Raw genomic sequence first — 23,891 nt, forward strand, 5'->3', positions numbered from 1 at the left:
GGGCGAGGTGTTGTGTGAACACTGCCGCGAGCACTTGCGGCACCCGCCCTACCTGGTAGCACGGCCCCGGCTGCTGGGAGCGCCCGTGTATGCCCTTGGCTCTTATTCCGATATTCGCCGCCGCATCATCATTGGCATGAAGGAGCGCGGCAACCAGCCGGTTCGCGAGTATGTCGGGGCCGTCTTTGCAGCTGGGCTGGCCTATCTGAGTGCCCGTGGTGATATCCCGCGCGAGTTCACCCTTGTTCCTGCGCCTACCCGTCCGCGCTCGGCGCGGGCGCGCGGGGGAGACCCTGTGGCCGCTGTGTGCCATACAGCGGCGCAGCTGCAGCGCGTGGGCGTGTGCGCGGCTCTTTCCATGGGGCAGTCCACCGCGGATCAGTCCGAGCTTAACGCGCAGGATAGGTGGGCTAACCTGCAGGGGCGAGTCCGCGTTCATGCTCCCATTGCTCGCGCCCCTGCGTTGCTTGCCGACGACGTCGTTACCACCGGCGCCACCCTAGCCGCGAGCATTGCTGCCCTGCAGGCCGCGGGCGTAGAAGTATGTGGAGCATTGGTCTTTGCGGATGCCTAGATAAAGGCGGGATCTACCCTCGAGGTAGGGGAGCGGGAAAAAATTTCGCCCTGTCAGGTCATAACCAGTGATACCATGAGGAGTGTCACAGAGAGATAGCTACTGTGATTGAATCCAGTCCCCACTACTCAAGGGAGGCATTTCAATGTCCCAGCCAAACAAAGCTCAGGTAACGATTACGGGCCGTAATGTCGAGGTCCCTGATCACTTTCAAGAGCGAGTCAATGACAAGCTGGCCAAGATTGAACGCCTTGACCCCACCCTGACCTTCTTCCACGTGGAGCTGCAGCACGAGCCGAACCCGCGCCGCGATTCTGAAGCGGATCGCATCCAGATCACCGCTACGGGTAAGGGACACATCGCCCGTGCCGAAGCAAAGGAAGATTCTTTCTACGCTGCGCTCGAGACCGCCTTGGGCAAGATGGAGCGCTCCCTGCGCAAGGTGAAGGTGCGCCGCGAAAACGTCAAGAGCGGTCACCGCGCGCAAAAGGGCACCGGAGAGATTGCCGCTGAGATGGTGGCACAGGCTGAGGCACAGCGCGCCAAGGAAGAGCGCTACGTTGACCCTTATGCTGAGACCGTCGAGGATGTTCGTCCCGGCCAGATTGTGCGCACCAAGGAGCACCCGGCTACCCCGATGAGCGTGGATGATGCCTTGAGCGAGATGGAGCTGGTTGGCCACGACTTCTTCCTCTTCGTTAACGAGGAGAATAATAAGCCCTCCGTGGTTTATCGCCGCCACGCCTTCGACTATGGCCTTATTTCCCTGGCTGAAGACGCGGAGGCCTAAAGCGCTCGCACTTTCCTGAGGTAATGACCCCGCTGCATAACTGCAGCGGGGTCGAATTCGTATCAAGGGAAATGGTGTCTTGGTGGGGGGAGGTTCGACGTCGGCAAGCGGCTTTAAAGGCTTAGATATGCCAGATGAAGGTTGCGCGCATGCCCTATGCGCTAGGCGGAAGGTGCTTTGTGAATGCGAGTGAGTACAATAGCGACGAGTTAACTTTATTGTCGCGACTAGAAGGACTAACTAACCGTGTTTGGACTTTCCAAGCTGCTGCGCGCGGGCGAGGGCCGTACGGTCAAGCGCCTGGGCAAAATGGCAGACGACGTAATTGCCCTTGAGGATAAGTACGCGGAGCTTTCGGACGAAGAACTTAAGGCAAAGACCGATGAGTTCAAGACTCGTCTTAAAGACGGCGAAGAGATGAATGACATCTTGCTCGAGGCATTTGCCACCGTCCGCGAGGCTGCCTGGCGCGTCCTCGATCAAAAGCACTACCGCGTGCAGATCATGGGTGGCGCGGCCCTGCACTTCGGCAACGTTGCCGAGATGCGCACCGGTGAGGGCAAGACCCTGACCTCACTCCTGCCTGCCTACCTTAATGCGCTTGAGGGCAAGGGCGTCCACATCGTGACCGTCAATGATTACTTGGCAAAGCGCGACGCGGAGATGATGGGCCGTGTCCACCGCTGGCTCGGCCTGTCCGTAGGCGTCATCCTGTCTGAGATGCGCCCACCAGAGCGCAAGGCTGCCTACGATTGCGACATTACTTACGGCACCAATAACGAGCTAGGTTTTGACTACCTGCGCGATAACATGGTGCGCTCCCTCAATGAAGTGGTGCAGCGCGGTCACAACTTCTGCATCGTGGATGAGGTTGACTCGATTCTTATCGATGAAGCCCGAACCCCGCTTATCATCTCCGGCCCAGTAGACGGTTCCTCCCAGTTCTACAGTGTCTTCGCCCAGCTGACACCGCGCATGCGCGAAGGCATCCACTACGAGGTAGACCACAAAAAGCGCACCATCGGTGTGCTGGAAGAGGGCGTGGAATACGTAGAGGATCAGCTCGGCATCGATAACCTCTACGCCCCGGAGCACTCCCAGCTGGTGTCCTACCTGAACAACGCCTTGAAGGCCAAGGAGCTTTTCACCCGCGATAAGGACTATATCGTCCGCAATGGTGAAGTCATGATCGTCGACAGCTTCACCGGCCGCGTGCTGGCCGGCCGCCGCTACAACGAAGGCATGCACCAGGCCATCGAGGCCAAGGAGCAGGTAGAGATCAAGAACGAGAACCAGACGCTGGCTACCGTTACCCTGCAAAACTACTTCCGCCTCTATGAGAAGATCTCCGGCATGACCGGTACGGCAGAGACCGAAGCCGCCGAGCTGCATTCCATCTATGGCCTGGACGTAGTGCCGATTCCTACCAATAAGCCAAATCAGCGTGCGGACCACTCTGACCGCATTTACAAGACGCAGGAAGCCAAGTTCGCCGCCGTGGTGGACGATATTGCTGAGCACGTCGAGGCCGGTCAGCCAGTATTGGTAGGTACCACCTCTGTGGAGCGCTCCGAGTACCTGTCCCAGCTGCTATCCAAGCGGGGAATCAAGCACAACGTGCTCAACGCTAAGCACCACGAGGAAGAGGGCCAGATCATCGCCCGTGCCGGCCGTCCTGGCACCGTAACCGTGGCTACCAACATGGCCGGCCGTGGTACGGATATCGTGCTTGGTGGTAACCCCGAGGTCATCCTCGATGAGAAGCTGCGTGAGCGCGGCCTAGATCCATTCGAGGATGAGGAAAAGTACCAGGAGGCCTGGGAGGCAGAGATCGATGCCGAAAAGGAACACTCCAAGAAGTTGGGTGACCAGGTCCGCGAGGCCGGTGGACTCTACGTGCTGGGTACTGAGCGCCACGAGTCGCGCCGCATTGATAACCAGCTGCGTGGTCGTACTGGCCGCCAGGGTGACCCGGGTGAGACCCGCTTCTACCTGTCCATGCGCGATGAGTTGATGGTGCGCTTCGTGGGACAGTCCATGGAGAACATGATGAATCGCCTCAATGTGCCGGACGATGTTCCAATCGAAGCCAAGATGGTCTCCAACTCCATTAAGGGCGCCCAGGCGCAGGTGGAGAACCAGAACTTTGAGATGCGTAAGAACGTTCTCAAGTACGACGAGGTGCTTAACGAGCAGCGCAAGGTGGTCTACGCTACCCGCCACGATATCCTCGATGCCGGCGATATTCAGGACAATATCCGCGGCATGATTGATGACACCGTTTCCGCTTATGTCGCCGGCGCTACCGCCACCGGCTACGTGGAGGATTGGGACCTAGATGCGCTGTGGAACGCATTGGATTCCCTGTACGGTCCCACCATTTCCCACGAGGAACTGGTCGAAGGCTCCGAGTATGGTTCCCCAGGCGAACTTTCCGCTGAGCAGCTTCGCGACGCTTTGGTAGAAGACGCCAATAACGAATATGACAAGCTCGAGGAATCTGTAACCGCAATTGGCGGCGAGCAGCAGATGCGCAATACCGAGCGCATGGTCATCCTGCCGATTATTGACCAAAAGTGGCGTGAGCACCTCTATGAGATGGACTACCTCAAGGAGGGCATTGGCCTGCGCGCGATGGCACAGCGCGATCCGCTGGTGGAGTACCAGAAGGAGGGCGGCGAGATGTTCAATGCCATGAACGAAGGCGTCAAGGAAGAGACCGTCCGCCAGCTCTTTATGCTGCGCAAGCAGTTCAAGCAGCAGGAAGAGGAACAGGCCGGTGAGTCTTCGACCGCTGCGAACAACAACGGTGGGGATACCGTAGAGGCCTAAAACCCGGTGTCCTTTCTCAAACTCCGCCCCGCACCCACTCTTAAAAGTGGGAGCGGGGCGGGTTTCTTTTTAGGGAAAAATGAGTAGAATATAAGAATCTTGTCCAATCTGCTTTTTCCTGTGAGGAACTCCACTGACGATGCGTCGCCGTTCTTTGCGTCTAGGAATTACGACGCTTCTGTCTGCTACCTTGCTTGGTGGCGCCACCCCAGCCGTGGCGTATGAGATGCAGCGCGACTCCGCGTCCTCTCTGCGCATCATCTTGGACTCGGGCGAAAAACTAGAACAGGACAACGCAGCAGCGGCCATTTTGGCTATCGCTACCCAGCGTAAGGAAGCGTTGGTGGCAGATGGAATTTTGTCGCAGGAGAAAGCGGATGCTGCCTTTGACCATTATTTTGGCGCATCCCGGCTCAATACTGCGCGCGCCGATGGCAATATCTATGCCACACCGCTCGATTTCCCGTGGGAGCCCGAAGCGCGTCCACAATCGCGGGAAGGCAAGCAGTTCACCGAAGCTGCCGTGCTGGATTACCTTGACGTGCTGGGTGCCAACTATGCCCAGGTGGTGATTCGCGCCGAGCTGGGTGAATTCACTAAGGATCTGCCGAAGTCCACTGCAGGCAATGCAGAGTCTTCTCCGCGGCCACAGAGGCCCGCCACCGGGGATACAGGCTCCGCCTTCCAGGATGAGTTCCCGGATTACGCGTCAGCGCTGCGCGATATCGTCACTATCACCAAGCAGGTCAATGCTCCCTTGGAAAAGGCAGCAGCAACCCACCGTGGTGTGAATACCGTACTCGCGGATGGCACTGCTGATGACAATTCCGGGCTATCCGTCCTGGAAGGTGGTCTGCTGACTACCGGTATTGCGGCGCTAGCAAGCGCTGCCGGAATTGGATGGTCCGCACTGAACTGGTCCGATATTCTTTCTCAACTCGGCCAGTTCATTTCCTAGGCGGTGAGGTCCGTTCGCATAGCTTAGAGCAAGCGGAACGAGGTTAATCCCGTGTGACTGGCTGATCCTGTAAAAGCATGCTGCTGTTGACCTATATAAACAGAGCCGAAATACTCTCCGTTTGAGCGCGCGTGCAGGCTTGTCAATTGCAATCTGTCCGTGGTGTAGGGGCTGGAGCGTTGGCGCACCCACGAGCCAATATGCAGCCGGATTGCGTCCGAATAGCGCGCGGAATTGAGGTGAGCTAGCGGCCGATAGCCGGCAGCAACCTCGAGTGCGAAGATTACCCAGCCTTGGATGCGGTGTTGGGCGGCGACCTCCGCGGACGTCGGCAAGCGGCCGTAGCGCACGCGATGAGGCGCGAGGAAGAGTTTGAGGTGTGAGTAGCCAGGGATGGGCTCGTACATGATGGGGAAGTAGTGCTCCTGAATAAGGGCAGGAGGCGGACGCGTGATAATTGTCTCATGCCCGGCTCGTGGCCGCCATTTCTGAGGGTTTCCTGAAAGGGGTGGCCGCGAATGCGCGCGCGGTTCGCTATACTCTCGGGGAGTTAAAGAGAAAATCGTAACCAAAGGATTTAAGTACATGCGTGGTCTGATCGTTGACTATGTCGGCGTCCTCGACGGCACCGAAGAAGATAACCGTCGCTGGAAGGCGCTGCTGGCCGCCGCCAAGGCAAATGGCGCGGCAACCGCCATCCTCTCCAATGACCCGGGCGGTCCAGGCGCGGAGCACATTCGCGAGTGGGAGTACCGCGGAAACGTAGATGCAGTTATTCTCTCTGGTGAGGTTGGGGCGGAAAAGCCAGAGGTCGCTGCATTTCAGGCGGCCGCAGATGCCCTAGAGCTTCCGCTCAATGATTGCGTCATGGTTGATGATTCTATTCTCAACGTCCGCGCCGCCGTGGAAACCGGCATGGTGGGCTTTTTGTACACCAGCTTTGATCGCGTTTCCGTAGAAATCCAGGCTGTCTTCGATATTGAAGGTGAGTTTTAGTGGCTAAAGCCCGCGTCTACATTCCCGCAACCTACGCCATGCTGGCGGAATTGGAAGAAACCGGTTCCCTTTCTGCGCGCTCCGGCTGGGGTTTCATGGTGACACCAGCGCTGCAGGATTTCTATACCGAGGGCGATGAAGAAGAGATTGCCTACTCGGCATTCCTCGAGGCATCTATGGCCTCTATGCGCCTTCTGGCCATCGGCGATGAAGAAAAGTTCCCGCATCGCCGCGTGGTCATCTCCGTGGACTTGGATGATTCTGTCATCACCCCGCGACCGGATATGGGCGAGCCGGTGGTAGAACTCCAGCCGGCGCAATTCAGCAAAGACGATCTAGCGGCCATCCACGTGGATATTGCGGAATCCGAAGAAACCACCGCGAAGGCCATCGAGGCTATTGACACCGCAGACCTTGGCGATGAGGACGCGGAGCTGGCCGTGGGAGATGCGCTGGATAAGTTTATGGCCTTTTATCACCCCAGCGAACTGCCTTTCCTCGTAGAATTGCTCTAAAACTGAAGGAGAAAACATGACTCAGCGTTTCAAGAACCTGGCTGCAGCTACCGTTACCGCAGGCGTAGCCCTCATTTCCGCGCCAGCCGCTCTGGCGGCCGATACCACCCCGGCCGCAGATGCCGCTGCCGATGCCGTGCCCACGACCCCGTGGCTAGCGCTGCTAGAGACCTCGTCCCAGGGCACTTGGGGCCAGATCCTGGATGTGGTCTTTGGCATCGTAGATGTCCTGCTAGGCGTGATGGCCGATACTGGCTTCCACCTTTAATTTTCCCAGTCCACGTTGGTGCGCAGGGCCTCGAGCAGGCCGCGCACCGCGTCGCGCCGCCGCGCACTGGCGGTATCCGGGGGGATAAGCGCAGGGTCATCCAGCCCGCATTCTGGGTCCGCAGGCGGGCCCATATGCGTACAACCACGGGGGCAATCCTCGACGGCGGCCGCAAGATCTTCAAAGACACCGAGCACGTCATCAGCATCCACGTGTGCGAGGCCGAAGGAACGAATGCCGGGGGTATCGATAATCCAGCCGGCAGAGTATGCATCATCGGCGGGGAGGGGAAGCGCTACCGATTGGGTAGAGGTATGCCTGCCTTTGCCTACGCCCGATACTTCCCCCGTCTCCCTATCCGCATCCGGAACCAGGCGGTTGACCAGGGTGGATTTGCCCACGCCGGAGTGGCCGATGAGCGCGGTGACGTGGCCATCGATGTGCTGGCGCACGGACTCGAGGCCGTCTTCGACGCCGGCTTTCACCACCGTGACATCAAGATCAGCAAACTCGGCCGCGAACGGCTCAGGATCCGTGAGATCTGTTTTAGTCAGGCACAAGATCGGGTGGATATTGCCCACGAAGGCGGCGATGAGGGCCCGCTCGACAAACCCGGAACGCGGTGGTGGATCGGCCACGGCGGTGACGATGAGCATCTGGTCCGCATTCGCCACCACGATGCGCTCATAGGGGTCGGTGTCATCGGCGGTGCGCCGAAGGACGGAGGTGCGCTCTTCCAGCTTCACTATGCGCGCTAAGGTGTCCTTCTTGCCGGAAGTATCGCCCACGACACCTACGCGGTCGCCCACCTCGATGGCGGTGCGGCCGAGTTCGCGGGCGCGCATGGCGGTGACCCGTGGGCCGTCATCTAGCGCGACGCCCCAGCGCCCACGGTCTTTGGTGATGACCATGCCGAACTTGGCATTTTTATGTTTGGGACGATCCTTGGTGCGCGGCCGCGAACCCTTGCCAGGGCGCACGCGCACGTCGGATTCATCAAAGGAACCGAAACGCCTAGCCATTGCTCTCCTGTTGTTCGGGGTCCAGCATCGTCTCCCACATGCGGTCGAAGCCGGGAAGGGTCTTCGCCGTGGTAGAAATATCTTCGATCTCTATGCCCGGCACCTTCAGACCGAGGATGGCACCCGCGGTGGCCATGCGGTGGTCCGCGTAGCACGGCCATTCTCCACCGTGGAGAGGGACGGGGTCGATGTGCAGGCCGTCGGCAAGTTCGGTGACCTTACCACCGAGGGCGTTGATATTATCCGCCAGCGCCTTCAAGCGGTCGGTCTCGTGGCCGCGCAGGTGAGCTATGCCGGTAAGGGTAGAGGGGGTGTCTGCCAGGGCGCACAACGCAGCGACGGTAGGGGTGAGCTCGCCAATATCACCCATATTGCGCTCAATACCCTGCAGCGCTCCGTCTTTGGAGCCCTTTGCAGTGACAAATCCCGGCTCTTGGGTGACCATAACGCCCATATCCACCAAGATATGGCGAATAGCGTCGCCCGGCTGCGTGGTATTGGCGGGCCAGCGCTTAATGGTCACGCGGCCGCCGGTGACAGCAGCGGCGGCAAGGAAAGGCGTGGCATTGGACAAATCCGGCTCGATGTTCCACTCTCGGCCGGCGATCGGGCCAGGGTGCACGGTCCACGTATTCTCGCCGGAGTCTACGCGCACGCCTGCCTGGCGCAGCATGCCCACGGTCATTTCCACGTGCGGCAAAGAGGGCAAGGGGCCGCCCTCATGGGTTAGGGTGATGCCCTTTTTAAAACGTGCACCGGCTAGCAGCAGTCCGGAGACGAACTGCGATGACCTAGAGGCATCGATGGTGACCTCGCCGCCTTCTGGCACCCCGTGCGAGCGCACGGTGAAGGGCAGGCTATCGCCGTCCACCTCTACGCCAAGGTGGCGCAGCGCATCGAGGGTGGTGGACATGGGGCGGGCGTAGGCCTGCTCGTCGCCGTCGACAAGCACGGCGCCATCAGCCAAGGCTGCAACCGGCGGGATAAAGCGCATCACCGTGCCTGCTAGGCCGCAATCTACCGTTGCGCCCTTGAGCGGGCCTGGGGTGACGTGGATGTCCTCGCCGTCGTGCTCGAAGCGCACGCCCATAGACTCCAACGCCTTTTCCATCAACTGCGAATCCCGCGAGACCAGCGGAGCGCGCAGGGTAGAGGGGCCATCGGCCAACGCGGCCAAGATGAAGGCGCGGTTGGTAATAGACTTCGAGCCCGGCACGTGCTGGGCCCACGTAATGGGGCCTGCCGCTTGCGGGGCGGACCATGGTTGAGACATATCGTCCATAATAGAGGGCATGTGCGGAAGATTCGTTCTTTTTACCGAGTCCCTCCTTGATGAGGTGGGAGAGCTGCCCGGAGTCACCGAGGTACAGGCCCCGCAAGGAACCCCAGGGCCCCGCTACAATATTGCGCCTACCCAGCCGGTGGCCATCGTGCGCGTGCGCGAAAGCCTGGCTCAAGTCGATCCTGCGCGGTGGGCGCTATTGCCGCACTGGAAGAAAGATCTTGAGGGCCCGCCGCTGTTTAATGCGCGGGCGGAGACCGTGGCCTCCAAGCCTTCTTTCCGGCACGCTTTTAAGGGACAGCGCTGCCTCATCCCGATGAATGGTTACTACGAGTGGCGCCAGGAAAAGGGCGGCAAACAGCCCTACTTCGTGCGCGCGGAGGAAGGCCTGTTGTGGGCCGCAGGCCTCTGGGACACCGGCTTAGACCGCCTGTCCGCCACGATCATTACCACTGCAGCCACGGAAGAAATGGAGTGGCTGCACCACCGCCTGCCGCGCTTTTTGGCGGCCGAGGAAATGCGCACCTGGCTAGAGGGCAGCCCCGAGGAGGCCGCCGAGCTGCTCTTGCCGACGCCCCTGCGGGGCTTCCACACCCACCCCGCCGACAAGGCCGTGGGCACTGTATCCAACGACTATCCAGAGCTACTCGGCGAGTAGATCGGCAAAGCTGGCGTCACACAGCTGCGCGAGGTCCTCCGCATTGAGTTCGATATCTAGCCCGCGGCGCCCGCCAGAGATGAAGACGGTATCGAAAAGGATGGCGGTTTCCTCGATAATGGTGGGCAGTGGATTCTTCTGCCCGAGCGGGGAGATGCCGCCGGGAATATATCCGGATGACTTAGAGGCGTCGTGCGGATCGGCCATGGCGGCTTTGGAAACATTGTGTGCGACTGCGGCTTTTTTCAAGCTCAGGTGGTGGGTAGTAGGGATAACGCACACCGCCAATTTGCGCTTTGGTCCCTTGCCCGCGGTTAAATCGATGACCAGGGTTTTGAGCACGCGCTCCGGCTCTACGTCTAGAGCTGCGGCGGCGTGATCACCGAAGTGATCGGTGCCCGCTTCAAAGGTGTATACGTGGTGCTCGATACCGGCGTCTTCTACAACTTTGAGCGCTGGGGTGGCTGCGTGCGGGGACTTTTTAGACATGACTGGGATTCTAACGCTAGGCGTTAGTATGGAAATTGTGGCTAAAGAAACAATCAGCGAAAAGGAGCTGCAGCGCCGCTTTGAAGCGGAAGCGCTGCCCCTGCTAGATCAGCTCTACGGTGGTGCCTTGCGCATGACGCGCAATCCCCAAGACGCTGAAGACCTAGTGCAGGAGACCTACCTCAAGGCCTATAAGTCCTTCCATTCCTTTACTCCGGGTACGAATCTCAAGGCATGGCTTTATCGCATCATGACCAATAACTACATCAACTCCTACCGCAAGGCGAAGCGCCGGCCAACGGAGTCCTCGGCTGATGACTTGAGTGATTTTCAGCTCTATACCACCGCCGGACATGATTCCACCGGTCTGGAATCCGCCGAGGTAGCCGCGCTCAAGGACATGCCGGATTCCACCATTTCAGAGGCCATGAATGACCTGCCCGATGATTACCGCATGGTGGTTTACTACGCGGATGTGGAGGGCCTGGCATATAAAGAAATTGCGGAAATCATGGACACTCCTTTGGGCACAGTGATGTCTCGGTTGCACCGGGGAAGAAAACTACTCCGAAAAGCGTTGAAAGACGTGGCACGAGAACAAGGTATTGGATTAGAACACCCAGACATGGAGGAGAAGTAATGGAACGCGCAACGGAACACAACTGTGGTGCGTGTAGCTCCCCAGAGGTACAGGCCCTCCTGTGCGAGCTTCTCGATGAATCCACCACCTATGCCCGCGCGCTTGCCATCCGCGAGCACATCGCCCAGTGTGATTTTTGTCAAAAACGCCTCGAGAGCGAGGAGATTATTCGTTCGCTGGTGCGCAACTGTTGTAACGGGCAGGCCAAGGCGCCGCAGGCGTTACGCCGCCGCATCTCGGTTGAAATCACCCGCATCGAGACCACCTGGTAGTGCGGACATACGGCACGGGCTGCTAAGCGGCCTGCGCCGATTCGGCAAAGCAAAAGCCCGGCTCCTACGGTCTGTGATGACCGTGGGCCGGGCTTATGTGCTGTGCGTTATGCGCCAGGACGCTTGCCGTGATTAGCGGACTTCTTGCGGCGATCCTTGCGCTTGCGACCACGCTTGCTCATTGCGCACTCCTTCGTTGAGGGTATCTGAACTTTATTCAACTTTAGCGGCTAAGGGCGCCGAAACGAAAATTGGGGGCCGATGATTAAGCGGAAACGCGGGCGCGTCCACGGCCGCGGTTGCGGCGGCGCTTGAGGGCGCGGCGCTCCTCTTCAGATAGACCGCCCCAGACGCCGGCGTCCAAGCCGGACTCCAGTGCCCACTTCAGGCAGGAAGAGGCAACGGGGCAACGGTTGCAGACCAACTTGGCCTTAGCAATTTGGGTAAGTGCAGGACCAGAATTGCCTACTGGGAAGAACAGTTCGGGGTCTTCGTCGCGGCAAACAGCTTCGTGGCGCCAATCCATGATTGATATCTCCTAACAAAAATTCGACAGCAGAAAGCACAAGCACTTTTCATAAAATGAAAAGCAACCAATGCCATGGGTGGGTGGTTGTGTGAACTGGTCTGCGCGCAGTGGGGCCCGGTCTCGAGGTCGGGCCAGCGTCGCCGCCGCCAATGGTCCACATTGTGGTTACTTGAAGTTTCCTTCAAGTTAAGAAGAGGTTTACGTCCTCTTTCTTTTTGCTACCCCAGAATCATGACATGTTTACTCAGGCTCCGCTAGGGGTAGAGGCGAAAATGTGTTAAACATCACTGAATGGAAAGTGGTGTGGGGGTCATTTAGATAGACGCTGGAGTTGAAAGAAGCCTGTGAGAAACGCGCTGAACTGGCGCATTGACTGAAACTACTTGAGTGTGGTGACTAGAGAAGCGTCAAATCTGTCCGGTTAGCCCTTGCCCCCGCGAAACCTGAGTGGCGCACAAGAAAATGGCGTTGCCCGTGAGTAGACTGTGGGCTTGTGTCCAAACAAAACAAGAAGGTAAACACAAAGCAAAATGCTGCCTCCACGCGGTCGATTAGTGGGGAAGAAAAGACCCAGCACGGGGCGCCGCAACCAGTCCTCGTGGCCGCAGCACTCGCCGTGATTCAGTCCATCGCCGTAATCTGTTTTGGCATCTTCCTGATCGTGCGCGAATTGACCGGTGCGGAAAACGGCTCCATGGTGTCGGATTCGGGCTCTGGAAGCTTTGTGGGGCTAGGCACCGCACTCTTTATCTTTATCGTGTTTGGTTTTGTCATCATTGGCGCTTGGGCCATGGTCAAGGGAAAGCGCTGGGGTAGGGGAGCCATTATTTTGGTGGAGCTAATCTTGGCGGCTAGCTCCTTCCAAATGTTTAGCGGTGGATCGCCGCTACTGGGCGCGGTGACATTGCTGAGCGCCGCAGTGGTCATCTTCTTGCTGATGTTCGTACGCGCCTCCACTGAGTGGGCGGCAGCAAACTTTTAAAGTCGTCTTCACGTGTAAAAGGCCGCGCCCGGTAAAACCCGGAATGCGCGGCCTTTTTATGCGATGGTGGGGTACTAATCGGCGCTAAGGCCCACTACCTTATCGCCGCGGGTTTCCACAATGGTGTCACCCGCTAAGGTGAGATAAACGGCACCGCGGTAGGCGCCGCGGTCAACCGGGACGGTCCGCAGAGTCTTGCCAGTGGACCAGTCCATGACTGCAATTCCTTCTTTGGTAGGCACCAGCATCTGCTCGTTGACAGCGATGGGGGTGCCGATGGCCTCTTCCACGATGCGATCAACCGAGAGGTCGCTCGGCTTAAAGAGGTAAAGCCGGGAGCCATCAAACCAGGTCATATGGTGCGGCAAGTCCGCAGTTGCCGGCGCGAAGGGGGAGTCGCCGGTGTCTATAGCCGGAGAAGGCTCTGCTGGGGAAGAGTCGAGCTTTTTACCTTCTTTGTTATATGACTCGATGGAGGGGTGTGGTCCTGGCCGGTATACGGCGGCGGCCTTTTGGCCTACGGCGACAAGGCGGGCGCCATTGGTGGCAATGTCCACATCGGCGGCGATGTCCGGTTGACGGGAATCATCGGGGGTGGTGTCTTGGAAGCGCAACCAGGTGGTATTCGGCTTATCGGGGCAGGACTCGGTCAGGGCTAAGTTCTCGGTACGGGTAAGGGCCGAGGTGAGCGTGCAATCCTCATGCGGTTGCTTGTCCGGTTCTTGTTTTGCCTCCACGTCACCGTATTCCACGGTACGTACCATATCGGAGCGCCACAGATCGATGCGGTCGGTGGAGACCGTTCCTATCCGGTCATTGGAGGATATGGGTACCACCTCGTCCGAATTTATGGCACTACGGGTGCTGTCATACTCACCAGTCGCGGCATCAATCGCCACGGTATCTCCGCAGCCCACACCGGTCTTATAAGTAGCTACTATCTTGCCCCATGCAGCAGACAGTGAGCATAGTTCGGCATCAGTGCGCTCATAGGTCCACGCTTCGGAACCGTCCGGATTGGTAGCCGTGAGCGTGTGATCCGCATGTGTGATGGTCAGGCCGTGCGCCGAAACCGCTCGGTATTGGCCAGGCACCGGTTCATTGGGGAGGCTGAAGGACTCGTGGAGGTTAGTCGGGACTGTGGAAAGTGCGGGTGCATCCTTTTCCCCAGGAACGGCCGCCTGGCTCAAATGTGCCTGATTGATATTGGCAGTGACGGCTGCACCGCCTACCGCGATGGCGCAGACCACGGCAATGATGCCGGTGGCCTTCCAATCAGAGAGCGTGGAACGCAAAATGGGAGCCTTAGTCATCGGCGGCCTCCTCGTCGGCGCCGGGAGCTGCCGCGGCGCGCAGTGGTACGGGTGGGGGATTTCTCGTGGACTGAAACCTGGCCTACAACCTTGGTCTCGGGGCCTACGGTCTCCTCAGCATCCGCGGGGATGTCTAGCGCTTGGGCCAGCTCTGGGGAAGTAGAAAACCATTGTGGCGGCTCCGGCTCTCCCAAATCCAGCTCATCGTTAATGACTTGCCATTTGCCCAGCTCATCGTAGCCCACCAAGGTGATGGCGGTACCGGTATGCCCGGCGCGACCTGTGCGACCAATACGGTGGACAAAGGTCATTGGATCATCTGGTACCTGGTAGTTGATGACGTGAGTGACATCATCGACGTCGATACCGCGGGCAGCAATATCGGTGGCGACCAGGATGTCTACCTGGCCGGAGCGGAAGGCCTGCAGGGATTTCTCGCGGGACTTTTGCCCAAGGTCGCCGTGGACGGCTCCCACGCGGAAGCCGCGCCGGGCGAGATCATCGGCCAAATGGGCGGCCGCTCGCTTGGTACGGGCGAAGATGATGGTGCGCCCGCGGTCGGCAGCCTGCAGGGCGTGCGCGACGATGGCAACCTTATCCATGCGGTGAGCTTGGAAGGTGACCTTGCGGGTGGAGGAATGAGTGAAATCCTGCTCGCCCGATTCGGCGCGGATATGGATGGGCTTATCCATAAAACGGCGGGCCAGCGTTAAAATCGCGCCCGGCATCGTAGCGGAAAAGAGCATGGTCTGGTGCGCATTGCCATCCAGAGCCTGCAGGATGGCCTCCACCGAGGGTAAAAAGCCCAAATCTAGCATCTCGTCGGCTTCATCGAGTACCAAGATGGCCACGCGGTCTAGTTGCAGATTGCCGCGCTCGTGGAGATCGATCAGGCGGCCAGGTGTACCGATGATGACATCGGCGCCCTTATTGAGCTTTGTGATCTGTTCCTCGTAGGGCTGGCCTCCGTAGATGGAAACCAAACGCACCGGTATGTCAGCGGCGGCTACCTGCAGGTCTTTGGTGACCTGCTGGGCAAGCTCACGGGTGGGGACCACCACGAGGGCGCGCGGGGTGCCATCGAGCTCTTCGATATCGGCATCATCAAAGACACGATCCAAAAGCGGCACGCCAAAGCCGTAGGTTTTGCCCATGCCGGTGCGCGCTTGGCCAATCAAATCCTGACCGGACAAAGCGATGGGCAGGGTTAATTCCTGGATTGCAAAAGTACGCGTGATGCCACGGGTGGCGAGTCCATCGCAGATTTCGGCCGCAACGCCGAGTTCCGCGAAGCTCGGTGGCTGGGATTTTATGTCAGACACACCTTGATAGTAGCCGGGATGGTTATAGTGGGGCCATTGACAATAAAACTCTAGTTAGAGGAGGAACCCTCATGGATATCAAGTTTGGCTTCGCAGACACCGCTCGCGAGCTGGTCATTAGCGCTGCAGGTGACCAGGCTGACCTGACGCAGAAGATCAATAGCGCCCTGGCGGATAACTCCACCTTGGAACTGGAAGATGACAAGGGCCGCAAGTACCTCGTGCGCACTGACCGCGTGGTCTACGTTGAGGTGGGCATTGCGAAGAAGCACGCCGTGGGATTCGCCGGCGCCTAAAGACGAGCGCACCGGTCTGCTGATTCAGATTTTTAAAAATAAACGGGTAACCTAAGGCCCCATGGAAGACAGGGAGACTCGCCACGCTCACCGGAGCCAGGGCCATTCGCCGGACCACCCTAATGCGGTGGTCCGGTTTGCGCGTCAATATGGCTGGTGGCGCGTGGTGGCTATCCCTTTGATGATCGCCTTGACCATCTGGTTCATTGTCGATATCGCCACCGCTTCCTCCTCTGAAGAAGGGGCGGAAGAAACTACCACAGCTGCCCCGACGAGTGCCGAGAAAATCGGGCCTGATCCGGCTGATGCGGAAGCGGTCAAACGGGAAATTAGTGAGATGCCGCCCGGTGGGGCGTTTACCAAGCAGGGAAAGGGCACTTTCCATGAGGTGGGCGAGCCCGGCGCCGTAGCCGGTAAGGGTGGCGCGCAGAAGGTGCGCTATTCCATCGAGGTGGAAGATGGCCTCAATACCGCACCGTATGGCGGCGATGATTCTTTTGCAGCCATGGTGGAGGCCACCCTTTCTGATCCGCGCGGCTGGACCGCGCACAAGGACTTCGAGTTCGAGCACGTGGCCTCTGATGCGGATCCAGATACCCGTATCCAGCTGACCTCCTTGGGTACCGCCGCGGAGCGGTGCGGGGAGAAAATTGAAACGGAAACCTCCTGCCATACCACCATTACTGGCGAGTCCACCACGGTTATTAATGAGGCTCGCTGGGTGCGCGGTGCGACGCCGTTTGAAGGCGATATGGGTAACTACCGCCAGTACGTTATTAACCACGAGCTGGGCCACGCCATTGGCTATGCGGCCCACCAGCCGTGTGGTGGGCAGGGCAAGTTAGCTCCGATCATGATGCAGCAGACCTTGGATCTCAATAACAAGGCATTGCACGATCGCAAGCCCAGCGAGGTCTATCCTGATGAGGACGTGACCTGTGCAGCTAACCCGTGGCCTTTCCCCAACCCGGATAATAAGGATCCCCACCAACCCGAATAGGAGTTAAGGATGCCGCTTCCCCCAGAGCATGTTTTAAGCGCCTTTCACGCGGAAACTGGTGCTACCGGTACTCGCCGCGCTCAGGGCGATCAATTAGGCCCGGTGTGGGATAACGGCATCAAGGTGGGGGACGTGGTCTATTCGCAGGCCAGTCCTTTTGCTGCATGGTCCGCCAAGACGCGCGAGCGCCTAAGTGTGCAAGGCGCCCGGGTTTCCCGGCCAATTTTATCTAGCGATGGCCGTCATACGGCCGCTGGCTGGAAGGCCACGCAGTTTATTCCGGGGCAGGTCCGGGGGCGCATTGATGAAACCGCACAGATGGCGCTGCGCCTTGATACGGCTATGGCCGAGGTGGCACTTCCCACCGGGCAGCGTGACGATGTCTTTGCTCGCGCGGAGCGCGCCGCGTGGGGAGAAACGGGGGAGGCCTATCGCCCAGCTCTGCTTGCCGACGTCCCTCTTATCCCCGCCCACACCGCTCTTCTCACCACCACGGTCTATCACGGCGCCAACCCGCCGGGAATCGTGGACATTGTGCCGAGCGAATTTCCGCGCCCAGCCGGTTGGAGCGCCGCCCTAGTCATCGTCGACGGGCTTATTGCTCAGGCGGTTGATGATGAGATCTGCCAACGCTTTAGCCACGTGCCGGGCATGCAGGAGCTGCTCTTGCGTGCAGTGTCGTATCGTCGTCATATCAACGATCTGCATCCTGCTTCGCGTTCAAACGCGCGTTCGCACATTGAACGGGTGGAGCAATATCTGGTGTCGCGGGCATCTGCCATACTGGAGCGGTGAGTTACGACCCCCATTCCACCGCGCGTGCGGGAGTGGTCCTCCCACCGTCCCCGCAAGTGCGCCTCGTTCCCCGTACCCCGTCCGCCACGGCCCGCAGCTGGCCGGTTGACCTGCCCGAATCCGGTTCCTGGAAAGTAACCGGTGCGGCAGGCAGTGGCGTGTCGAGCTTCCTTATCGATACCGTCATTCATGCCCTGGACAGAGCCCAGGAAACTGGCGCGGATCCCTCCGGCATTCTCGTTATTGCGCCCTCGAAGGAATCCGGTGCCCGATTGCGCCGCGAACTTTCTGAACGCCTCGAGAATTACGCCGCACAGACCTCAATGGTGCGGTCTGTGCACTCCTTGGCTTTTGCGTTACTGCGCACGGCGGCCGAGGAGGAGTTACGGCTCATTACCGGTGCGGAACAAGATGCCGTCATTCGGGAGCTACTTATCGGTCAAGCAGAGGACGGCCACGGTTCCTGGCCAGAAGAGATGCGCCCCGCGCTGGAATATGTGGGCTTTGCGCGGCAGTTGCGCGATTTCCTTTTGCGCTCCATTGAACGAGGTCTGGGCCCAGGAGACCTGGAGCGCCTAGGCCACGAATATGGCCGCCCTATGTGGTCCGCCGCGGGCGAATTTCTGCGCGAGTATGAGCGCGTGCAGCTCCTCTCCCGTTCCCATTCATACTCTGCTGCAGAGTTGGTTACCGCGGTTCTCCAACGCCCTGAATTACTGCGCGATCATCCCTTCCACACCATTGTCGTCGATGATGCTCAACTGCTCGACCCCACCGCAGGAAAGCTCATTCTTGGGCTAGCTGCGCAGGCCAACCTCGTAGTTGTGGGTGGAGATACAGCCCAATCTGTCTTTGCCTTTCGTGGTGCTAGCTCGCGCTTTTTGCAGGACTTTCCAGCCGAGCATGACATTGAGCTCACCGAGTCCTACCGCAGGCCCACACCGGCGTGCATCTCTATCGTGGATTCGGACGGTCGGCTGCGCGACGTCGTAGCTAATACCGTGCGCCGCCGCCACTTGGAAGATGCCGTGCCCTGGCGCGACATCGCTGTCATTGTGCGCTCTACTAGTGACATTGGCCAAATGCGCCGCACCCTCCTAGCCGCCGGTGTGCCCGTACATATCAATCCCACCGACGTTGTCTTGGCCGAACAGCGTTTGGTCTCCGCTGTGCTGCTTGCACTGCGCGCCTTGGAGGAGGAACTATCTAACTCTGAGTTGGAAGAACTACTCACCGGACCTGTGGGTGGCGCCGATCCTGTCACCCTGCGCCGACTGATCCGTGGCTTGCGCCGCTGGGATTCCACCACTCGGGGCATCGATAGCCTCCGGGGCCTTCTCTACGGCGAGCTCCCAGACTTCAACGGACAGCTCACTGAACGGGAATATTCGATCCTCGAACGCGTTCGTGCAGTGCTCAGTGCCGGCCGGGAAGCGCTCACTTCCGGCGCTTCGGTGGAGGAGATTCTGTGGGCCGTATGGAGTGCTACCGAGCTGGACAACCGTCTACAGGCCTCGGCCTTGCGCGGTGGTGCAACGGGCTCGCAGGCCGACCGCGACCTAGATGCAATGATGGCGCTTTTTGACGCTGCTGGAGACTACGTAGAACGCCGCCCGGATTCTTCACTGAGCGCGTTTTTGACCCATATCACTGAACAAGAACTTCCCACTGGCGTGCGTGACCGCCGTACCGCCATCCCGCAGGCCGTAGAAATCCTGACTGCGCACGGTGCAGTGGGCCGCGAATGGGATACCGTCATCGTGGCCGGCGCCCAGGAAGGCAGCTGGCCTTCGCTAGGAGAGACTGGCTCCATCTTCGGGCAAGAAGATCTCATCGATCTCCTCGACCACGATATTGATCCCGATACTCCCGTCAGCCACATTGCCTCCCGCTTGGCAGAGGAGCGTCGTCTCTTCCACGTCGCTACCACCCGCCACCGAAAGCGCCTGCTCATTACTGCCGTGGAGAATCCAGAGGGCGATACGGTCTTCGAGCCTTCTCGGTTCATCGACGAATTCGCCGGACGTGGTGTCGATGTTCCCGGTCAAGCTGCGCGTCGCCAAGCAAAGCGGGCGCTGCGCCACGCTCAACTTCCGCGCGAATTGGGCCTCGATGTGCCCGAACCCGCACCCGTATCTTTGCGCGATGGTCTGGAGATTGATCCACTCGATGTTGCGGTGCTGTCCGTGCCGGCCTTCGTCGCGCAGCTGCGCCGGGTAGTTAGCAATCCGGAATCCGGTGAGGTTGAACGCAAGCAAGCTGCCCGCCAGCTCGCGCGATTAGCGGCGGCCGAAATCCCCGGCGCCCACCCGGAGCAGTGGTGGTCGGCGCGTTCCGTTGCGGCTGAACTGCCGTTGCATACTAGCGGCAGTTTATCGCCCTCTCGCGTAGAAGCGTTGCTCAACTGCCCGCTCAAGGCTGTGCTGGGCAATGTGGCTGAGGATCCAAGTACCGAGGAACACCTGCTCCGCGGTACGTTGGCCCACGCCTTCTTTGAAGCCATTGGCCGCGGTATGGATGCGGAAAAGGCCAAGCTTTTGGTGATGGAGGCTTTCGAGCGCATCCAGGACGTCCCGCAGTGGCAATTGCGATTCAAACTCGATGAGTTTTCCGCGCTATTGGACCGCGCCCGCGAATGGGCGCGCCAATCTGAGGTCAATCAAGAACTAGTGGGCGTGGAAATTCCTGTGGGCGTACATGTCGGTGAAGGCGTGCGCATCGGCGGCTATATGGACCGTCTCCTTCGCGATGAAGAAGGAAACTACTTGGTCGTGGACCTCAAGACCGGGAAAAACCAACCGGCCAAGAAAGAAGCCGAAGACCATGTGCAGTTAATGACCTATCAGCTCGCGCTTGCCCACGGTGCATTCGACGGCCATCAGGTCCACGACGGTGAAGGAATGCCGCGCCAGGGAGGGGTGCTGGTTTACCCAGGCGCAACCACTAAGAAGATTGGCGAGATTTGGCAAAGCGATAAATCTCCGGAAGCACTCGAAGAATTCGCCGCACTTCTGCCCCCGCTGGTGGAGGAAATGCGTGGTCCGCGCATTACTGCGCGTACCAATAAAGACTGCGACAAATGCCCAATTCGCTCCATCTGCCCCGTGCAGGAAGAAGGAAGGATGACCACCGATGCCTAAGAGCAACTTTTCCCCACAGCAAATCGCTGCGGCCTTGGGCAAGGATTTCCCGCCTACCGACGAACAAGCCCATGTCATTGAAGGCCCATTTAGCCCTAAACTCGTGGTTGCCGGCGCTGGTGCTGGCAAGACAGAAACCATGGCCTCGCGCGTGGTGTATTTGGTGGCCAATGGTTATGTGCGACCTGAACAGGTTCTTGGCCTGACCTTTACCCGCAAAGCCGCGCAACAGCTGGAGCAACGCATTCGCAGGCAGCTGATTCACCTGCGCGATTCCGGTCTCATCCCACCAGGCAGCGATGTGGCAGAAGCATTAGAAAACATTGCGCCGAAGGTATCCACCTATGACTCCTACGCCGGAGAACTCGTTCGTGAATACGGCCTATTAGTTCCGGTTGAGCCCACCGCGCGCATCATTACTGAGGCCGAGCGCTATTCCTTAGCCTACGATGTGGTGCGCAATTACACCGGCCAACTAGAAGACGATCGCACCCTAGCCACAATCACCGAGACCCTGCTGAGCCTCAGCCAGGATATTGATAACGGTCTCAAAGACACGAGCCATATCGCTGAGCATGCGCGCGATTTTCGCGCAGATATCGATAACCTTGACAAATCGAAGAAGAATGGCCCCGAATACTCTCAAAAGCTGCTGGGCTATATCCAGACACAGGAACGCCGCGTGCAGTACGTACCGCTGCTGGAGGCCCTGAAAAAGGAACAATCCGAGCGACAAGTCATCACCTTTGGCGAGCAAATGTCTGTCGCCGCCCGAGTAGCGCGTGATTATCCCGTGGTGGGCAGGCAACAATCCCAGCGCTACAAGGTTGTCATGTTGGATGAGTACCAAGACACCTCCTATGCCCAGCGCGTTCTACTTCGAAGCCTTTTCGGCGGCGAAAAAGATGAATTGTCGGTTACGGCTGTAGGCGATCCAATGCAGGCCATCTACGGCTGGCGCGGCGCGACCTCTGAAAACCTCACCGCCTTCGTGGAGGATTTTCCAGTCGCGCCGGGCACACCTGCTCCGAAGGACCAATTGACCACCTCGTGGCGCAACCCTTCTGGTGCGCTGGATTTGGCTAACTTAGTGGCGGAGAGGGTATTTGAAGGTGTTGAGCGTCCCGTGGATGAACTTTCTGCCGCCCCACATAAAGGCGAGGGTGAAATCCAGCTGGCCTACTTTGAAAGCGAAAATCGCGAGCGCGAATTTATCGCCGAACATTTGAAAAAGCAGTGGGACAAACGCGAGGGAGACACCTTCAGCGCAGCGGTTTTGGTGCGTAAAAATAGGCAGTCCGCGCCAATCGCTGCGGCCTTAGACAAGGCGGGCGTACCCAATGAAATCATCGGTCTCGGTGGTTTGTTGTGGCAGCCAGAAATCCAGGATCTCGTGGCGATTGCCACGATGCTCGTACGCCCAGAAGATCTGTCTGCAGCAGTGCGGGTACTGGCTGGCCCTATGTGCGGTTTGGGGATTAGCGATATTCAAGCCCTCGCTTCGCGTCAACGAAACCTCGCCGGAGCAAGGGAGGAGCGCTTGCGTTGGGAACCAGGAATGGACCCGGAAGATTACCTGCGAGCGCAGTTGGAAGATGTCACCGCAGAAGAACCGGATCAGCGCGTTGGCCTTGCCGACGCCCTGGCTGACTTGGGGGAGAGGAACCGCTATACCCCACAGGGCCTTGCCCGCATGGAAGAGGTATCTGCCAAACTGCGGCACTTGCGCACCTATTCGCTATCCAAGCCGCTGGTGGACATCTTCGCTGATATTGAGGCATTGTTTAATATCCGTACCGAAGTCTTGGCGCGCGGAAGCGCGGGGGGAGCGACGCACCTGGATAAATTTGCCGATATCGTCGCTAGCTTCCACGGTGATTCCTTGTACGCACTCTTGGACTATTTTGCGCTTGCACTCGAAAAGGAAGACGGTTTGGACATGGGTGAGGTGCCTGCCGCAACGGACCGTGTGCAAATTATGACTGCGCATAAGGCCAAGGGCCTGGAATGGGAGCATGTCTGCGTGGTGCATGCTGATTCTTCTAGCTATAACGCGCAAGCGGAGACCTTCCTTAGCAGGATCGACAAGGTCCCGGGGGAGGACGACTATATTGAGGTCCCAGAGGATGCCGAAAAGCGCTCGCAGTTCCAAAACGCCTGCGAAGAATTTAAGAAAGCAGATAGTGCCCTAAAGGCGGAAGAATCTGCGCGCCTTTTTTATGTTGCATTGACCCGTACCGAATCCACGCTGACCGTTACTGGCTCGGGAACCAATAACGCTTCTGGGAAGAGCAAGAAGGCGCCCTATGAATACCTAGAGCGCCTGAAAGAGCAATTCCCGCAGTACGTGGTGGAATGGTCCGTGCCAGATGAACCGTCCGAGGAGGACTTTGGTGAGAGCGCACAGTTCCCAGCGCTGAAGGCTAACCCTGAGGCAGTTGCCGGTGCCGATGCGGTGCTTGAGGCAATGGAAGAACTTCCAGACCTCAGCCACGGTGAAACCTTTGAGTTGTGGGAGCAGGAAGCTGGCGCTCTTATTGAAGAATACAGGGCTCTGCAACAGCCGGTGGTAGACGTTGAGCTACCCAGCGAGCTGACTGCTTCTGACATGGTTGCGCTGCGGGCAGATCCACTCCAGTTCGCACGCAGGCAACGCCGTCCAGTGCCGTTTAAGCCGAATGCTTATGCCAAGCGCGGTACCGCCTTCCACGCGTGGTTGGAGGACCGCTTTGGCAGCCCTGCACTATTGAGCGAGGAAGAGCTGCCGGGTACTGATGAGGCGGCGGACTATGACTTGGAAAAGCTGAAAAAAGCTTTCTTGAGCTCGGAGTGGGCACAACGTCAACCGGAATACGTAGAAGCGCCCTTTGAAATCACCATCGGTGAGGCCGTGGTGCGCGGGCGCATGGACGCGGTATTCCGCTTGGACGACGGCACGTGGATGGTGGTGGACTGGAAGACAGGCCGCCCACCCCAAGGGGAGGCTATGGACGCCGCCAAGATACAGCTTGCGGTTTATGCAGAGGCATGGCGGCGTATCCATGGCGGAGAGAAGATTCGCGCTGCTTTCTACTATGTGCACGATGGTTATACCTTTGAGCCAGCCCGCCTTCCACGTGGGGAAGAGCTAAAGAAACTCCTTGAATCGTCAGTTGAGCACCAAAAGGGCTAAGGTATGTGAGCGGTTGCGTAAGCACGCAATCTCTTGAGCAATCATT

At 58.8% G+C, this 23,891-nt stretch carries 23 protein-coding genes; 16 read left to right on the forward strand and 7 right to left on the reverse strand.

Features of this window, described 5'->3' with window-relative positions; genetic code table 11:
- Window positions 1-85: 85 nt before the first annotated feature.
- The 7 genes from RAE07_RS10520 to RAE07_RS10550 all read left to right on the forward strand — a co-directional run bounded on the left by RAE07_RS10520 (window position 86) and on the right by RAE07_RS10550 (window position 6,933).
- Complete coding sequence (locus RAE07_RS10520) at window positions 86-574, forward strand: ComF family protein (RefSeq protein WP_232212580.1); 489 nt, start codon at window positions 86-88, stop codon at window positions 572-574.
- 145 nt (window positions 575-719) lie between these two features.
- Window positions 720-1,364: a ribosome hibernation-promoting factor, HPF/YfiA family gene (gene hpf / locus RAE07_RS10525; RefSeq protein ID WP_023020779.1), complete on the forward strand. Its 645-nt coding sequence runs from the start codon at window positions 720-722 to the stop codon at window positions 1,362-1,364.
- Window positions 1,365-1,610: 246 nt separating this feature from the next.
- Window positions 1,611-4,196: a preprotein translocase subunit SecA gene (gene secA, locus RAE07_RS10530; protein WP_316327643.1), complete on the forward strand. Its 2,586-nt coding sequence runs from the start codon at window positions 1,611-1,613 to the stop codon at window positions 4,194-4,196.
- A gap of 139 nt (window positions 4,197-4,335) precedes the next feature.
- Entirely contained in the window at window positions 4,336-5,154 is an 819-nt protein-coding gene (locus RAE07_RS10535; RefSeq protein ID WP_317001796.1) for a hypothetical protein, read from the forward strand.
- A 585-nt stretch (window positions 5,155-5,739) separates the two neighbouring features.
- Entirely contained in the window at window positions 5,740-6,150 is a 411-nt protein-coding gene (locus tag RAE07_RS10540; RefSeq protein WP_023020783.1) for an HAD-IA family hydrolase, read from the forward strand.
- Window positions 6,150-6,665, forward strand: a complete 516-nt coding sequence (locus RAE07_RS10545) for a DUF6912 family protein (RefSeq protein WP_023020784.1) — start codon at window positions 6,150-6,152, stop codon at window positions 6,663-6,665. Before RAE07_RS10540 ends, RAE07_RS10545 begins: the two co-directional genes overlap by 1 nt.
- A 16-nt stretch (window positions 6,666-6,681) precedes the next feature.
- On the forward strand, window positions 6,682-6,933 hold the full coding sequence (locus tag RAE07_RS10550; protein ID WP_023020785.1) for a hypothetical protein: 252 nt from the start codon (window positions 6,682-6,684) through the stop codon (window positions 6,931-6,933).
- Here RAE07_RS10550 and rsgA read toward each other — a convergent pair.
- Together rsgA and aroA are read right to left on the reverse strand one after the other, a co-directional pair.
- Window positions 6,930-7,955 carry a ribosome small subunit-dependent GTPase A gene (gene rsgA, locus RAE07_RS10555; protein ID WP_023020786.1) on the reverse strand — a complete coding sequence of 342 codons (1,026 nt, stop codon included), beginning with the start codon at window positions 7,953-7,955 and terminating at the stop codon, window positions 6,930-6,932. The genes RAE07_RS10550 and rsgA overlap by 4 nt on opposite strands.
- Window positions 7,948-9,249, reverse strand: a complete 1,302-nt coding sequence (gene aroA, locus RAE07_RS10560; RefSeq protein ID WP_316327637.1) for a 3-phosphoshikimate 1-carboxyvinyltransferase — start codon at window positions 9,247-9,249, stop codon at window positions 7,948-7,950. The genes rsgA and aroA overlap by 8 nt, the downstream gene beginning before the upstream one ends.
- Here aroA and RAE07_RS10565 point away from each other — a divergent pair.
- Window positions 9,248-9,895, forward strand: coding sequence for an SOS response-associated peptidase (locus RAE07_RS10565; protein WP_317001797.1), 648 nt, complete (start codon window positions 9,248-9,250; stop codon window positions 9,893-9,895). The genes aroA and RAE07_RS10565 overlap by 2 nt on opposite strands.
- Here RAE07_RS10565 and ybaK read toward each other — a convergent pair.
- Window positions 9,881-10,384 carry a Cys-tRNA(Pro) deacylase gene (gene ybaK, locus RAE07_RS10570; RefSeq protein WP_023020789.1) on the reverse strand — a complete coding sequence of 168 codons (504 nt, stop codon included), beginning with the start codon at window positions 10,382-10,384 and terminating at the stop codon, window positions 9,881-9,883. The genes RAE07_RS10565 and ybaK overlap by 15 nt on opposite strands.
- Before the next feature lie 28 nt (window positions 10,385-10,412).
- On the opposite strand from ybaK, the gene RAE07_RS10575 reads away from it, so the two are divergent.
- Both RAE07_RS10575 and RAE07_RS10580 read left to right on the forward strand, forming a co-directional pair.
- On the forward strand, window positions 10,413-11,024 hold the full coding sequence (locus RAE07_RS10575; RefSeq protein ID WP_023020790.1) for a sigma-70 family RNA polymerase sigma factor: 612 nt from the start codon (window positions 10,413-10,415) through the stop codon (window positions 11,022-11,024).
- A complete protein-coding gene (locus RAE07_RS10580; RefSeq protein ID WP_023020791.1) occupies window positions 11,024-11,296 on the forward strand; it encodes a mycothiol system anti-sigma-R factor in 273 nt (90 codons plus the stop codon). Before RAE07_RS10575 ends, RAE07_RS10580 begins: the two co-directional genes overlap by 1 nt.
- 107 nt (window positions 11,297-11,403) lie before the next feature.
- Here the strand turns inward: RAE07_RS10580 and RAE07_RS12000 are convergent, their stop codons facing one another.
- Both RAE07_RS12000 and RAE07_RS10585 read right to left on the reverse strand, forming a co-directional pair.
- Window positions 11,404-11,478: a 50S ribosomal protein bL37 gene (locus tag RAE07_RS12000; protein WP_100067784.1), complete on the reverse strand. Its 75-nt coding sequence runs from the start codon at window positions 11,476-11,478 to the stop codon at window positions 11,404-11,406.
- An 83-nt stretch (window positions 11,479-11,561) separates the two neighbouring features.
- A complete protein-coding gene (locus RAE07_RS10585) occupies window positions 11,562-11,822 on the reverse strand; it encodes a WhiB family transcriptional regulator (protein ID WP_005322377.1) in 261 nt (86 codons plus the stop codon).
- A 496-nt stretch (window positions 11,823-12,318) separates the two neighbouring features.
- Between RAE07_RS10585 and RAE07_RS10590 the strand changes: the two genes are divergently transcribed.
- Window positions 12,319-12,807, forward strand: a complete 489-nt coding sequence (locus RAE07_RS10590; protein ID WP_239205912.1) for a hypothetical protein — start codon at window positions 12,319-12,321, stop codon at window positions 12,805-12,807.
- Between the two features lie 74 nt (window positions 12,808-12,881).
- Here the strand turns inward: RAE07_RS10590 and RAE07_RS10595 are convergent, their stop codons facing one another.
- A complete protein-coding gene (locus RAE07_RS10595; protein WP_317001798.1) occupies window positions 12,882-14,120 on the reverse strand; it encodes an Rv3212 family protein in 1,239 nt (412 codons plus the stop codon).
- Window positions 14,117-15,442: a DEAD/DEAH box helicase gene (locus tag RAE07_RS10600; protein WP_317001799.1), complete on the reverse strand. Its 1,326-nt coding sequence runs from the start codon at window positions 15,440-15,442 to the stop codon at window positions 14,117-14,119. Before RAE07_RS10600 ends, RAE07_RS10595 begins: the two co-directional genes overlap by 4 nt.
- 71 nt (window positions 15,443-15,513) lie before the next feature.
- Here RAE07_RS10600 and RAE07_RS10605 point away from each other — a divergent pair, with 71 nt between their 5' ends.
- The 5 genes from RAE07_RS10605 (at window position 15,514) to RAE07_RS10625 (ending at window position 23,845) form a co-directional block, all read left to right on the forward strand.
- Window positions 15,514-15,738 (forward strand): DUF3107 domain-containing protein, encoded by a 225-nt coding sequence (locus RAE07_RS10605; RefSeq protein WP_023020795.1) that lies wholly within the window; start codon window positions 15,514-15,516, stop codon window positions 15,736-15,738.
- Window positions 15,739-15,799: 61 nt separating this feature from the next.
- Entirely contained in the window at window positions 15,800-16,738 is a 939-nt protein-coding gene (locus tag RAE07_RS10610; protein WP_023020796.1) for a DUF3152 domain-containing protein, read from the forward strand.
- A 9-nt stretch (window positions 16,739-16,747) separates the two neighbouring features.
- On the forward strand, window positions 16,748-17,533 hold the full coding sequence (locus RAE07_RS10615; protein ID WP_023020797.1) for a hypothetical protein: 786 nt from the start codon (window positions 16,748-16,750) through the stop codon (window positions 17,531-17,533).
- A gap of 32 nt (window positions 17,534-17,565) precedes the next feature.
- Window positions 17,566-20,673: an ATP-dependent helicase gene (locus tag RAE07_RS10620; RefSeq protein ID WP_248099817.1), complete on the forward strand. Its 3,108-nt coding sequence runs from the start codon at window positions 17,566-17,568 to the stop codon at window positions 20,671-20,673.
- Window positions 20,666-23,845 carry an ATP-dependent helicase gene (locus tag RAE07_RS10625; RefSeq protein WP_317001800.1) on the forward strand — a complete coding sequence of 1,060 codons (3,180 nt, stop codon included), beginning with the start codon at window positions 20,666-20,668 and terminating at the stop codon, window positions 23,843-23,845. Before RAE07_RS10620 ends, RAE07_RS10625 begins: the two co-directional genes overlap by 8 nt.
- The last annotated feature ends 46 nt before the right edge of the window (window positions 23,846-23,891 follow it).

Origin of the sequence: Corynebacterium nasorum (genome assembly GCF_032821635.1) — a bacterium.
GTDB lineage: Bacteria > Actinomycetota > Actinomycetes > Mycobacteriales > Mycobacteriaceae > Corynebacterium > Corynebacterium kefirresidentii.

What these genes read in the sequence shown, in the direction of transcription:
- RAE07_RS10575 (WP_023020790.1), top strand. Translation starts at nt 10,413, where the DNA reads ATGGAAATTGTGGCTAAAGAAACAATCAGCGAAAAGGAGCTGCAGCGC.
- RAE07_RS10540 (WP_023020783.1), top strand. Translation starts at nt 5,740, where the DNA reads ATGCGTGGTCTGATCGTTGACTATGTCGGCGTCCTCGACGGCACCGAA.
- RAE07_RS10610 (WP_023020796.1), top strand. Translation starts at nt 15,800, where the DNA reads ATGGAAGACAGGGAGACTCGCCACGCTCACCGGAGCCAGGGCCATTCG.
- ybaK (WP_023020789.1), bottom strand. Translation starts at nt 10,384, where the DNA reads ATGTCTAAAAAGTCCCCGCACGCAGCCACCCCAGCGCTCAAAGTTGTA.
- rsgA (WP_023020786.1), bottom strand. Translation starts at nt 7,955, where the DNA reads ATGGCTAGGCGTTTCGGTTCCTTTGATGAATCCGACGTGCGCGTGCGC.
- RAE07_RS10585 (WP_005322377.1), bottom strand. Translation starts at nt 11,822, where the DNA reads ATGGATTGGCGCCACGAAGCTGTTTGCCGCGACGAAGACCCCGAACTG.
- RAE07_RS10605 (WP_023020795.1), top strand. Translation starts at nt 15,514, where the DNA reads ATGGATATCAAGTTTGGCTTCGCAGACACCGCTCGCGAGCTGGTCATT.
- RAE07_RS10595 (WP_317001798.1), bottom strand. Translation starts at nt 14,120, where the DNA reads ATGACTAAGGCTCCCATTTTGCGTTCCACGCTCTCTGATTGGAAGGCC.
- RAE07_RS10550 (WP_023020785.1), top strand. Translation starts at nt 6,682, where the DNA reads ATGACTCAGCGTTTCAAGAACCTGGCTGCAGCTACCGTTACCGCAGGC.
- RAE07_RS10615 (WP_023020797.1), top strand. Translation starts at nt 16,748, where the DNA reads ATGCCGCTTCCCCCAGAGCATGTTTTAAGCGCCTTTCACGCGGAAACT.
- RAE07_RS10565 (WP_317001797.1), top strand. Translation starts at nt 9,248, where the DNA reads ATGTGCGGAAGATTCGTTCTTTTTACCGAGTCCCTCCTTGATGAGGTG.
- aroA (WP_316327637.1), bottom strand. Translation starts at nt 9,249, where the DNA reads ATGCCCTCTATTATGGACGATATGTCTCAACCATGGTCCGCCCCGCAA.
- RAE07_RS10580 (WP_023020791.1), top strand. Translation starts at nt 11,024, where the DNA reads ATGGAACGCGCAACGGAACACAACTGTGGTGCGTGTAGCTCCCCAGAG.
- RAE07_RS10625 (WP_317001800.1), top strand. Translation starts at nt 20,666, where the DNA reads ATGCCTAAGAGCAACTTTTCCCCACAGCAAATCGCTGCGGCCTTGGGC.
- hpf (WP_023020779.1), top strand. Translation starts at nt 720, where the DNA reads ATGTCCCAGCCAAACAAAGCTCAGGTAACGATTACGGGCCGTAATGTC.
- RAE07_RS10535 (WP_317001796.1), top strand. Translation starts at nt 4,336, where the DNA reads ATGCGTCGCCGTTCTTTGCGTCTAGGAATTACGACGCTTCTGTCTGCT.